Annotated in this window: 14 protein-coding genes; 8 read left to right on the top strand and 6 right to left on the bottom strand. The window is 67.7% G+C overall.

Annotated elements, in window-relative coordinates:
- Nucleotides 1-130 precede the first annotated feature (130 nt).
- The 3 genes from RTW82_RS17255 to RTW82_RS17265 form a co-directional block, all read right to left on the bottom strand.
- Nucleotides 131-2,221 carry an autotransporter domain-containing protein gene (locus RTW82_RS17255; protein ID WP_316925814.1) on the bottom strand — a complete coding sequence of 697 codons (2,091 nt, stop codon included), beginning with the start codon at nucleotides 2,219-2,221 and terminating at the stop codon, nucleotides 131-133.
- The gene (locus tag RTW82_RS17260) at nucleotides 2,185-3,015 is read right to left on the bottom strand and encodes a hypothetical protein (RefSeq protein ID WP_316925815.1); all 831 of its coding nucleotides are present in this window, start codon (nucleotides 3,013-3,015) and stop codon (nucleotides 2,185-2,187) included. The genes RTW82_RS17255 and RTW82_RS17260 overlap by 37 nt, the downstream gene beginning before the upstream one ends.
- 295 nt (nucleotides 3,016-3,310) lie before the next feature.
- Complete coding sequence (locus RTW82_RS17265) at nucleotides 3,311-4,153, bottom strand: CAP domain-containing protein (protein WP_169708491.1); 843 nt, start codon at nucleotides 4,151-4,153, stop codon at nucleotides 3,311-3,313.
- Between the two features lie 240 nt (nucleotides 4,154-4,393).
- On the opposite strand from RTW82_RS17265, the gene RTW82_RS17270 reads away from it, so the two are divergent.
- From RTW82_RS17270 to RTW82_RS17280, 3 genes are all read left to right on the top strand, one after another.
- Nucleotides 4,394-4,795, top strand: coding sequence for a hypothetical protein (locus RTW82_RS17270; RefSeq protein ID WP_316925816.1), 402 nt, complete (start codon nucleotides 4,394-4,396; stop codon nucleotides 4,793-4,795).
- A 94-nt stretch (nucleotides 4,796-4,889) separates the two neighbouring features.
- Nucleotides 4,890-5,288, top strand: a complete 399-nt coding sequence (locus RTW82_RS17275; RefSeq protein WP_316925817.1) for a hypothetical protein — start codon at nucleotides 4,890-4,892, stop codon at nucleotides 5,286-5,288.
- Nucleotides 5,289-5,304: 16 nt separating this feature from the next.
- Nucleotides 5,305-5,703, top strand: coding sequence for a hypothetical protein (locus tag RTW82_RS17280; RefSeq protein ID WP_043245125.1), 399 nt, complete (start codon nucleotides 5,305-5,307; stop codon nucleotides 5,701-5,703).
- 1 nt (nucleotide 5,704) lies between these two features.
- Here RTW82_RS17280 and RTW82_RS17285 read toward each other — a convergent pair whose 3' ends face one another.
- A complete protein-coding gene (locus tag RTW82_RS17285) occupies nucleotides 5,705-6,049 on the bottom strand; it encodes a hypothetical protein (protein ID WP_316925818.1) in 345 nt (114 codons plus the stop codon).
- Between the two features lie 70 nt (nucleotides 6,050-6,119).
- On the bottom strand, nucleotides 6,120-6,536 hold the full coding sequence (locus RTW82_RS17290; protein ID WP_316925819.1) for a group II truncated hemoglobin: 417 nt from the start codon (nucleotides 6,534-6,536) through the stop codon (nucleotides 6,120-6,122).
- A 224-nt stretch (nucleotides 6,537-6,760) separates the two neighbouring features.
- Between RTW82_RS17290 and RTW82_RS17295 the strand changes: the two genes are divergently transcribed.
- From RTW82_RS17295 to RTW82_RS17315, 5 genes are all read left to right on the top strand, one after another.
- Nucleotides 6,761-7,177, top strand: a complete 417-nt coding sequence (locus RTW82_RS17295; protein WP_316925820.1) for a MerR family transcriptional regulator — start codon at nucleotides 6,761-6,763, stop codon at nucleotides 7,175-7,177.
- A 58-nt stretch (nucleotides 7,178-7,235) separates the two neighbouring features.
- Entirely contained in the window at nucleotides 7,236-7,817 is a 582-nt protein-coding gene (locus RTW82_RS17300) for an NAD(P)H-dependent oxidoreductase (protein WP_316925821.1), read from the top strand.
- A 121-nt stretch (nucleotides 7,818-7,938) separates the two neighbouring features.
- Nucleotides 7,939-8,727, top strand: coding sequence for an SDR family oxidoreductase (locus RTW82_RS17305; RefSeq protein WP_316925822.1), 789 nt, complete (start codon nucleotides 7,939-7,941; stop codon nucleotides 8,725-8,727).
- A gap of 153 nt (nucleotides 8,728-8,880) precedes the next feature.
- Nucleotides 8,881-9,582, top strand: coding sequence for a YebC/PmpR family DNA-binding transcriptional regulator (locus tag RTW82_RS17310; protein WP_316925823.1), 702 nt, complete (start codon nucleotides 8,881-8,883; stop codon nucleotides 9,580-9,582).
- Between the two features lie 4 nt (nucleotides 9,583-9,586).
- Nucleotides 9,587-9,811, top strand: a complete 225-nt coding sequence (locus RTW82_RS17315) for a hypothetical protein (RefSeq protein WP_021222081.1) — start codon at nucleotides 9,587-9,589, stop codon at nucleotides 9,809-9,811.
- 213 nt (nucleotides 9,812-10,024) lie between these two features.
- On the opposite strand, the gene RTW82_RS17320 is transcribed toward RTW82_RS17315, so the two are convergent.
- Nucleotides 10,025-11,521, bottom strand: a complete 1,497-nt coding sequence (locus tag RTW82_RS17320; protein ID WP_271658628.1) for a TolC family protein — start codon at nucleotides 11,519-11,521, stop codon at nucleotides 10,025-10,027.
- Between the last annotated feature and the right edge of the window lie 50 nt (nucleotides 11,522-11,571).

An 11,571-nucleotide genomic window follows, 5' to 3' on the forward strand; every position in this document is an offset into this window, starting at 1 on the left:
GTAACAGCCGGAGGCTGGCCCGAAGGGCGCGCGCCAGTGCGTAAAAACGGGTGAGGAAGCGGAGTTTACGAGCTGTAAATGAGCATTCCGACCCCGTTTTTAACGAAGCATCACCGAGCGCAGGCACGTTTCAGAACGGCATGTTCACCCGCAGTGACGCCGCCTGATCGTCGTAGTCACCGCGCGCCTGGGCGCTGTAGTCCAGGGACAGCTCGGCGCCATTGTCGAACTGCCGGGCGATGCCGAAGCCGCTGCGCAGCAGCCAGGGGCTAGGCGCCTCGCCCGTGGTGGTGAAGCGCTGGCCCGGTGCACCGGCGAAGGCCGCGGTGAGGGCGCCGTCCTCGTTGATCAGGTCGTAGCCCACGCCCAGGCTGGCCTTGAGCCGCAGGTTGGGGGCGATGGCATGTTCCAGCTTGCCGTCGAAGCCGGCGATCAGCTGGTCGGTGTCCCGCGCATCCACCTCCAGCAACAACGGCGCCAGGCTGCCGGGGCCGCGCTCGCGGTAGGCATCCTCGTGGATGTGGTTGTAGTCCAGGCGCAGCGAGGGCAGCAGCCGCGAGTCCTCGCCGAGCTGGAAGGCCTTGCCGAGGCTGGTGCCGACCGTGGTCACCAGGCTGTCGTAGTCGGCCTTGGCGGTGCCGCGCAGCCCGGAGATGGCCATGCCGCGCTCACCCTCCACGCGGTTCTGCCCGGCGCCGGCGTAGAGCATCAGCTCGGTGTCCGGGGCCAGGGTGTGGCTGCTGTAGCCGAGGAACTGCCACATGCCCAGGCGGTTGCTCTGCTGGCCGCCCTGCTCGCTGCGGCCGGTGCCGCCATCGGCATAGGCGAAGGCCACGCCCGCCCGCGAGCTGGCCGAGGTGCGGGTGTCGAAACCGAACACCGTGCCGCTGGCGGCATCGAGGGCGCTGCCGTCGGCGCGGCCGGTGCAGTAGCTGAAGGGTTGGCTCCAGACCGAATCGCCGGGTGCGGCCAGCCCGTCCACCGCCAGCTGCCCGGTGGCGGACTGCAGGCGCCCCTGCACCGCGTCACCGATGGCGGCCAGGGCGAACTGACTGCTGCGCAGGGCGTCGCTGTTCATCGGCAGGCTCTGTGCCAGGCTGCTGGCCACCTCGGCCGTGCTGGTGGCGCTGAGGAAGTAGGGGGTGAAGGCGCTGGCGCTGCCCTGGGCGAGCTGCTGGTCGATCACCTGGGCCGCGCCGCCCGCATCCAGCCCGGCGCTGCGAGCGGCCGTGGCGACGCCATCGGCGGACTTGGCGGCGAGGGTCAGGTCGACGGTGTTGCCGTCCTTCACCGCGCCGAAGTCGAACAGCGCCGAGTTGCTGGTGACGTTGAAGGTGCCGTCGGACTGCAGGGTGCCAGCGCTGAGCACGTCCTGCAGGCGGTCGACGTCGAAGGCCTGGCCGGGGTTGGCCACGTCCACGTCGAAGCGCGCCTGGCTCGGCAGCGTGGCGGTGCCGGTGACCACCAGTTGCCCGTAGTGGGTGGAGTCCTGCACCTGGGGGCGTAGCACGGCGCCCGCCGCCTGGCGGTAGTCGCCATCGATGGTGGCCTTGGCCGAGGCGCCGGCAGCGTTGGCGGCGGCTACCGAGAGCACGCCGCGGTTGACGAACTCATCGACCGTGAACAGATTGCCGTCCTGCAGGGTGTAGCCGGCGTCGCTGAACAGCGTCACCCGGGTACGCGGCGCGAACACTTCGCCGATGAACTGGGCGCTGTTCGCCCCGGCGATGTAGAGGTCGTCGAGGGTCGCTTCGTCGCCCACCCGCAGCGCGTAGTCGTCGCCCTGGAGCACGCCGCTGTTGGTCAGCCCGCCGCCGATCACGGTGTTGCCGTCAAGCACCAGGCCCGTGGCGCCTTCGATGCGCCCGCGGTTGTAGAAGCCGCCGTCCAGTTGCACGTCGTCGAAGTTCACCGCTGTGGTCGCCGCCTTGACCGTGCCGCTGTTGACCACCTTGCCGTGGACGGTGGTGCCGGTGGAGTTCCAGCCGAAGCCGCCGCCATCCGGGTTGAAGCGGCCCTCGATGGTGCCGCTGTTGCGGATGTCGCCGCCGAGGGTGACGAAGTTGACGCTCATGCCGTTGTTGCCGGCGATGCGCTCGCGGTTGTTCAGGTCGTGGCCGATGCTGCCGCGCAGCATCACCAGGCCGGTGCCGAGGGAGCCGGTGTCGATGTCGCCGGCGTTGATCAGGTAGCCGGCGATATCGGTGTCGGCCAGGCGCACGCCACCGAAGGGAAGGAGCCCGCACCGATGCTGCCGGTGTTCACCACATCGAGGCCGATGCGCGTATCGGTGACGTACAGGCCCCAGCCGTCGGTGCCCTCAAGGGTGCCGAAATTGCGGATGCTGCCGAGGATGTCGCTGCCGGCGATGTCCATGCCGTTGGCCTGGCCGGTGATGGTGCCACTGTTGCGGATATCGCCACCGAGGCTGCTGTCGACCAGGCTCACCCCGGTGGAACCGAGAATGGTCCCGCTGTTGCGCAGCGCGCCGTCGACCCGGCTGCCGCTGAGGTAGAGGCCGTCGGCCGGGTCCTGCCCGTCGATCAGCCCGGAATTGACGATGGCGCCATGCAGGGTGCTGTCGTCCAGGCGCAGGGCGGCGTCGCCACCGTTCACCGTGAGCCCTTCGAAGCGGATCACCCCGCTGGCGTTGTTGAGCAGGCTGCCGGTCACCTCGGTGCCTTGCAGGCGCACGGTCGCGCCGTCGCCATCCAGGCCGCCGACGGCCGAGAGCGTGCCGTTGTTGCGCAGGGTGCTGGCGCCGTCATCGGCGTGGTCGATGAGCACCGCCGGCCCCTCCGTCACCTCGATGGCCCCGCTGGCGGTGACCTGCAGGTCGCTGCCGGCCGCCACCGTGCAGGTGCTTTCCAGGCGCCCGCTGAGCCGCGTCGGGCAGTCATCGGCGAAGGCCTCGGGGGCCACCAGCCCGCCAAGGGCCAGGGTGACCGCGCAAGCCAGCCGCGCACGGGGAAAGGCGCCTGCCTTGAGGCAGACCGGTTTCGGGGAAGGGGTCATCGGTGCTTCCTTACCAGGATTCCATGGGAAGGTTCTGGGTATAGGAAGCGAGGCATGGCCTGTCAAAGAATCGACACGGAAACCGACGAAGGGCGGAGATGCCCGCCGCTTCGCTTGTTTTCATGGAACTTAATGGAATTTACTGCTGTCGCGGGGTGAAACATCACAGGTAGCCTGGGCTTCAGCCCGGGGATATCGATGGGTTTCGCCAGGCTCTACCCATCCTACGGACCGGCCCTCGTAGGATGGGAAGAGCGCAGCGAATCCCATCAAGCGGAGCCCCAAACCAACCTCGTCACTGCGTCCCGAACATCGCCGTCCAATAGATGCCCGCATCGCTCTTGGGGTCCACCGCGTAGCCGGCGCCCAGCTCGCGGTAGTGCGGGTTCATCAGGTTGGCGCAATGGCCCGGGCTGGCGAGCCAGCCGTCGAGCACCTTGCGCGCGCTGTCCTGGCCGGCGGCGATGTTCTCGCCGATCTGCTGGCCGACGTAGCCCGCCAGCTCGGCGCGGTCACCGGGGGTGCGGCCGTCGCGGCCCTTGTGGTCGAAGTAGTTCTGGTTGGCCATGGAGCGCGCATGGCCTTCGGCGGCGGTGCCCAGGGTGGCGTTCCAGGCCAGCGGCGTGGTGGCGGCGAAGGCTTGCCCGCCGCATTGGCGGGGCTGGGCGCGCACGGCGTTGATCTGCTCCAGCAGCGTCTGCCCTTCCTTCTCCCATTTGCCCAGGGCGGCGGCCAACAGCGGCCGGGCGAGGACGATGCGCCAGTCGCGGTCCTCGCGGCTCACGCCGACATCGACGAACTGTGGGTCCAGCAGCACATGGCAGAAGCTTTCCTGCAGCGCGCCCATGGCGGACTTGGCGTCACGGGGGCCGGACAGGCTGATGGCCTGCACGTTGACCATGGGGTAGGACGACTGCGCCAGCGCCTGCTGCAGGTCGCCGATGCTGCTGGCCGAGAGCACCAGGCGCGGGTCCGCGGCCAGCGGCGGCAGCTCCAGGGACGCCTCGCCGGCGCAGCTCTGCACCGAGCTGCGGTACAGGTTGATCGACTCGACCAGCTGCGATTCCTCGCTGGCCATGGCTCCAGCCGCCAGTGCCATTCCCAGCGTCAACGCCGCAAGCCGCGACACGCGATGCATACCCCCCATGGAAACCTCCCTTAGCTGATAGCGCTCATGATGCGCGATTCCAATCCGTCCAGCGCAATGCGATATCACCCCTGGCGCGGCCCAGCCTGCTTGATCCACAGGCACGGGCGCAAGGCCCGGCGGGCCCGATCATGGGATTTGGACAGCCGAAGCGGGAAAATGTGCAGCACGGGGCAATCAGGCGCTGGTCGGCCCTACGCAAGCGCGCCAGGCTGCCGCTATGATCGATGCATGACGGCCACCCTCCCCCTGCGCAACCCCTGCCCGCCCGGCACCTGCATCTGCGAGCGCGACCAGTTGCTGGACGCGCCCGGCGCCGACTTGCGCATCCTGCGCCTGACGCGCCAGGAAGAGCTGCGCCTGCTCGACCGGCTGGAGAATATCAGCAGCCTCGACGACCTCGGGCGCATGCAACAGAAGATGTTCGAGCAGCTCGGCATCCGCCTGGCCATCGCCCCCGGCTTCAACGAGGTGCGCAGCGGGCGCGGCATCGAGATCGACATCGCCGAGCAGGCCGGCCTCTGCCGCAAGACCCGCCAGTCCATCCCCAGCGCCATCCGCCGTGGCCTGGAGAAACACCCGGAAATCCTCTACGCCCTGCTCAACGCCCACGACCTGCTGCGGGATGCCTGAGGCGCATTGCGAGCGCTGATCGGCCCTGCCAAGATTGCCCGCCGCTTTTTGCGCAAACAGGGCGACGGACGCCCCGACCCGACAAGGATGTGAAGTGCGCTACCCGCTGACGCCCTACGTACTGAGCTTTGCCGCCTGCGCCTGTGCCCTGATCCTGCTGGGCATGGCCGGCGTGATAGGCATCGCCCGCAGAAACCCGCAATACAAGGCCCTGTGGCTGTCCCTGTTCAGCGTCGGTGCCGCCTATCTGGTGGCCATCGCGCTACTGGTGGCCAGCGGCCTGCTGCTGGAGGACATGGACCCGCGACTGGACCATCCCTTCGCATTCGCCTGCGCCACGCTCACCACCGTATTCGCGGCCGGTACGCTGCGCTGGCAAATCAGCCCACTCAAGGCCCTGCTGCACCTGTTGCCGAGCCTGTTGTCCTTCGCCATCGCTTACGTGCCGGCGCTGTTCATCTACGGCTGCGCCACCACGCCCGTCTGCCTCTAAATCAAAAGGATGTGAAATGCGCTACCCATTATCGATGGACCTGCAGGTAACGGCTGCCGTGATGTGCGTCATCATTTTCCTGGCACTGATTTTCATGGTGTGGCAGTCACGCCGAGAACCGCAGCAGAAGGCAGTCTGGCTGTCCCTCTTCAGCATCGGCGTCGCCTACATAACGGCTCTCATACTAATGGTTATCAGCGGTCGCCTGATGGATGAGATGCCCGCCCAATGGGACCACCCCTACAAAATCTCCTGCGCCGTCCTGGCGCTGGTGTTCACGGTCGGGGCCCTTTTTCTGCGGGTGAAGCCGCTCAAGGCGCTGCTGCACCTGCTGCCCAGCCTGATGGCATTCACCTTTGCCTACTTTCTGGCACTGCTCCCCTACAGCTGCGACACCATGCACATGTGCCTGTGAATCACGCCGGCACGAACGGCTCCACCGAAACCACCTGGTAGTCGTAGCGCTCGCCGCGTTCGTTGCGGATCAGCGCTTCGCCGGGGACGATGCGGCGCCCGTAGAGGTCGATCAGGGTGCGGGTGTCGTCCAGGGCGCCCCAGTCCATCAGTGCTTCGGTGTCGGAGTACTCCTCCAGTACGAAGGGGTAGCGCACGTATAGGCGGTCTTCGTCGTCGTAGTCCTTCACGTAGCCGAAGGCTTCCACGGTTTTCTCGATGCTCATGTCGTCGGCCTGCAGGGCGACGATCACCAGGGTTTGTCTTTCGTCTTCAGCCCATTGGGCGACGATGCGTACGGGTTTCATGGGGACCTCGATAGGGACTTGGCCGGGGCCGGCCCGGCAAGTATGGATGGCGGAGGATGACGGGCAAGCGTCAGCCGTGGCGGTTGCGGCTGGCCTGCACCACCCGCTCGGCGGGGATGCGCAGCTGGGCCAGCAGGTAGCCGGCGAATTCGCTGGAGTAGCCCTGCAGCGCAATCGCCCGCTCCATGCACAGCAGCCAGGCGGCGCTGCGGGCTTCGTCGATCGGCCATTGGGCGTGGAAGGCGGGAATGGCGATGGAGCCGTATTTCTCGCTGAACAGGCGCGGGCCGCCGAGCCAGCCGCTGAGGAAGCTGGCGAGCTTGTCCCGCGACAGCTCCAGGCTCTCCGGGTGCATGCCACGCAGGTCGCGGGCCTCCGGCAGCTCGTCCATCAGGCGGTAGAAGTCGTCGACCAGACGGCGCAGGCCGTCGATCCCGCCAGCGGCCTGGTAGGAGGCATCGCCGACGCCAAAGGATGGGGTGCTCAAGGCCCTAACTCCTCGAAAAAGGCGGCATTGTAGCGACCGCCCCCGCCACTGCCGAGCCCCGCCCCACGCGCCGCAAGGTCGCAGGCAAAGGCTGGGCGGGAGGGCGTGGGGTGGGCGTAGGGTGGGCTTCAGCCCACCGTTTTCATCCCCGCATCAAACCGCCATTGAACGACTCGCGACCAGCCATTACCGTCATCCCTCTCTCACCCACAGGGACGCCCACCATGCACATCGGCGAACTCGCCAGCCGCACCGGCGCCAGCGCCAAGGCCATCCGCCTGTATGAAGAGCAGGGACTGCTCGGCCCGGTGCCGCGCCAGGGCGTCTATCGCGTTTATGGCGAGCGCCACCTGCAGCAGGTGCTGCTGATCCGCCAGGCGCAATCGGTGGGTTTCCGCCTGGCCGAACTGCATCCCCTGCTGGCCGGTGGCGAAGAGCCCGACTGGCCCGAGCTGTACCAGCGCCTGCAGGACAAACGTGCCGCCCTGCGTGCGGAGATCCGCCGGCTGCAACGCCTGGACGCACAGCTGGGCCGCATAGGCGAGGAAATCCATGCCTGCATCGGCGGCCAGCCCCAGGCCGACCAGGCCCTTTGCGCCACCGAACCCGCCCAGCGCGGCGCCCTGCTGCACGAGGCTTGACTCTGCCCCTAGGGGCAGACGCCAGACTGCCGCCTTTCCTTCAATGGGCAGGTGGCACATGGCAACGAAACGCGTCCTGGTGGTACTCGGGCATCCCTCCGGCGAGAGCTACTGCGCGGCACTGGCGCAAGGTTATGCACAGGCGGCTCGGGCGGCGGGCCACGAGGTGCGCACGCTGTACCTGCACCAGCTGGATTTCGACCCCATCCTTCACGAGGGCTACCGGCGCATCCAGCCACTGGAGCCGGACCTGCTCCATGCCCAGGAGCTGATCACCTGGGCCGAGCACCTGTGCTTCGTCTACCCCATCTGGTGGGGCGGTGTGCCGGCGCTGTTCAAGGGCTTTCTCGACCGCATCCTGCTGCCGGGCTTCGCCTTCGCCTACCGCAAGGGCAACCCCTTCCCGGCGCGGCTGCTCAAGGGCCGCTCGGCTCACCAGTTGGTCCCCCTCGATACGCCGCCCTGGTACTTCCGCTGGGTCTACCGCGCTCCGGGGCTGAACCAGATGGAGCGCACCACCCTGAAATTCTGCGGCATCACCCCGGTGCGCACGCTGCCGCTGGGGCCGATACGCGGCGCCAGCGAGGCACGCCTGGCCGGCTGGCTGGAGGATGCGCGCCAACTGGCGGGGCGGATCTGACCGGCAGCAGTACCCGGCGCACACCCTGATTCTCCCGGGCTGAAGCCCGGGCTACGGCGCGGGGCGAATAAAGCGTCTATACCCAATCTCCGGTATCGCTCCCCACCCCCCCGGAGGAAACATGAACTTCAACCTGACCCACAAACGCGCCCTGGTCTCGGGCTCCACCAAGGGCATCGGCTTCGCCATCGCCGCCGGCCTGGCCCGCGAGGGTGCACGGGTGATCCTCAACGGCCGCAGCCAGGGTTCGGTGGACGAGGCCCTCGCCCGCCTGCGCGCTCAGCAGCCCGATGCAAAAGTCGAAGGCTTCGCGGGCGACCTCACCCAGCCCGAAGAGATCGCCCGGCTGGTGCAGCACCACCCGGAAGTGGACGTGCTGGTGAACAACCTGGGCATCTTCGATCCCAAGCCCTTCGACGACATCCCCGACGAGGACTGGCAACGCTTCTTCGACACCAACGTCATGTCCGGCGTGCGCCTGACCCGCGCCTACCTGGCCGGCATGAAGGCGCGCAACTGGGGCCGCGTGGTGTTCATCAGCAGCGAGAGCGGCGTGCAGATCCCGACGGAGATGATCCACTACGGCGTCACCAAGACCGCGCAGCTGGGCCTCTCCCGAGGGCTGGCGGAAACCTGCGCCGGTACCGGGGTCACGGTCAACGCCGTGCTGCCCGGCCCGACCCATTCCGAAGGCGTAGGCGAGTTCGTCGACAAGCTCTCCGGCGGCCAGAGCTTCGAGTCCTTCGAGAAGGAGTTCTTCACCAGCGCCCGCCCCACCTCGCTGCTCAAGCGCTTCGCCCGCCCGGAGGAAGTGGCCAACCTGGTGGTCTATGTCTGCTCCGAGGCTTCCTCCGCCACCAATGGCGCCGCTCTTCGCGTAGACGGCGGCGTCGTGCGCTCGGCCTTCTAAGCCCAGGTCTGGGCTCAGCGGTTGCGGCACCGGGGGTGCGACCCCACCGACCGGCGCCGCAACTGGCAGGCGCCCCCGCCTGCCCGGTAGAATCGCCCACCTGTCATGAGCGGGCAGCGCCCCGCTCCCCGTGCAACCTGCGAGAGAAACGCCATGGGCGCCCAGTGGAAAGCCAAACCTAAAGAAGCCGCCGCCAACGCCCGAGGGAAGATCTTCGGCAAGCTGGTGAAGGAAATCATGATCGCCGCCCGTAACGGCGCCGACCCGGACATGAACCCAAAGCTGCGCCTTGCCGTGCACCAGGCCAAGAAGGCCTCGATGCCCAAGGACACCCTGGAGCGCGCCATCAAGAAAGGCGCCGGCCTCACCGGTGAAGTGGTCAACTACGAGCGCACCCTCTACGAAGGCTTCGCCCCGCACCGCGTGCCGGTGATAGTCGAGTGCCTGACCGACAACCTCAACCGCACCGTCGCCGAGATCCGCGTGCTGTTCCGCAAGGGCCAGCTGGGCACCTCCGGCTCGGTGTCCTGGGACTTCGACCACCTGGGCATGATCGAGGCCGAACCGGCCAGCACCGATGCCGACCCGGAACTGGCCGCCATCGAAGCCGGCGCCCAGGATTTCGAAGCCGGTGACGAAGGCGCCACCTTCTACTCCGACCCCACCGACCTGGACGCCGTGTGCAAGGCGCTGCCGGAGTTCGGCTTCACCGTGGCCTCGGCCAACCTGGGCTACAAAGCGAAGAACCCGGTCGCGCTGTCCGGTGCCGAGCTGGAAGAGGTCGAGGCCTTCCTCGACGCCCTCGACAACCACGACGACGTGCAGAACATCTACGTCGGCCTGCAGGCCAACTGAGCCCATGGGCCGCGAACGCTTCCACCAGGACAACGCCGAGCGCGCCCTCGCCGACGCGCTGCGCCTGCTGGACCAGCGCGCGGCCCTTGGCCCGCGCTGGCTGGCCTGGGTCGCCACCGAGCTGTACCAGCTCAAGCCGCCGGAATACGCCGCCATGGTCCGCCGCGAGCTGGAACGCCTGAGCACCGCCCAGCGGCTGTTCGAAGAGCAGGCGCAGAGCGTTCACTGAGCCCTCGGGTTGGCGCCCGGGCACAAGCCCAGCGTCGCCCCTCCCCCAAACGCCAAGGGTCGCCAGCATGCACACCGCCCCGTAGGGCGGGTGCAACCCGCGAGTGCAGGCTGCCGAACCCGTCGGGTTTCACCCGGCCTACGCGCAACCGATCCGGTTTTTTGCCCATGAAAAAAGGGGCCGAAGCCCCTTTTTCCCATCGAACCGCGAGGGTTACTTCGCGGTGCCGATATCCCCGTTCTCCCAACGCGATTCGCTGTTGGCCAAGGCCCCGGCGATGGTGGAGAGGTTGGCGTCCGGCAGTGCGTCCGGCAGCGGGTCGACACCGGCGCTGATGAACAGCTGGCTGTAGGCGTTGCGCAGGTCGGCATAGGACAGGTCACGCTTGAGCTGCGCCTGCAGGGTGTTCAGCTCGCCCTGGATCAGCTCCAGCTCGCCGATGCTCTGGGTGCTGTAGCGGTTGCGCAATTGCTCGGCGATCTGCCCGTCCAGGTCGGCCAGTTGCTGGCTGGTCTGGAACTGGCGCTGGGCCTCGTGGAAGTTGGCGTTGGCCACGTACAGCTGGGCCAGCACCGCCATGGACATCGCCTGGCGACGCGCATCGGCGACTTTCTGCCCGGCCTTGGCAACATCGATGGCCGCCGGTGCCGAGAGCACGTTGAACAGGTTCCAGGTGACCTTCACGCCGTAGTCGGCCCAGCTCTGGTTCACCAGGAAGCTGTTGCTGTCGTAGTGGCCGCCGGCGGAGAACTCCAGGCCGGGCAGCAGGCGCAACATGGCCTTGCGGGTTTCGGCGGCGCTGATGCGCGCCTGGTAGTCCTGCTCGCGCAGCTCGGGGCGGCTGGCCAGGGCCTGCTGCTCCAGGCTGGTGAAGTCGACCTTCAGCTCGGGCACGCTGTAGCCCTCGGTGGAGGCCAGCTGGTAGCTGGTGCTCAGCGGCAGGTTGATCAGCGCGGCCAGTTCGGTCTTGGCCAGGGTCAGGGCGCGGCGCTGGTCTTCCAGCTGGCGCGTGGCTTCGATCAGCGCGCGCTGGTAAGCCAGCACCTGCACGGCATCGCCGATGCGCTGGTTGCTCATGTGGCGGCTGTTCTCGCGAGCCTGCTCCACGCGGCCCATGAGGCTGTCGATCTGCTTGAGCAGGCGCTCGGCCGCCACGGCGCGCCAGTAGGCGGAGCGCACGTCCTGGGTAATGGTGTGGATGACCTTGCGGCGGCGTTCTTCAACGATCAGGCGCTGGTCGGCCTGCTGCTTGGCGCTGACATAGGCGACGCCGAAGTCGAGCACGTTCCACACCATGGTCAGGTCCGCCACGCCGCGGTCGCGGTCTTGCGAGGTGGACGGTTCCAGGGACTGGGTGCCGGTCTCGATGCTCTGGCTGCTGGAGGCGCTGACGTTGTTGCGCCCGGCGTAGCCGGCGGACAGTGCCATGCGCGGCAGCATGTCGAAGCTGGCGAGGTCGAGCTGGCGCTCGGCCATGGCCTGCTCCATCACCTTCAGGCGCGCTTCGAGGTTGTACTTCACCGCACGGGCCATGGCCTGGTGCAGGGTCAGCGGGCCGGAGAGCGGCTCCTGGCCCTGGAACATGGTCTGCAGGTCGGTGCGTGCACGTTCCTCGCTCACGCTCTTGTCGATAGGCTGGCTGGTTACGGCGCAGCCACTGATTGCCAAGGCCAGCAAACTGGCCGCAAACGCTTTGTAATTGTTGGTCATCCTTGTGCCGCCCCCTGGTACGGCTGGTGATTGGATTGCCCCATTTCGTT

It is taken from the genome of Pseudomonas sp. zfem005, from assembly GCF_032621735.1.
Taxonomy (GTDB): domain Bacteria; phylum Pseudomonadota; class Gammaproteobacteria; order Pseudomonadales; family Pseudomonadaceae; genus Metapseudomonas; species Metapseudomonas solani.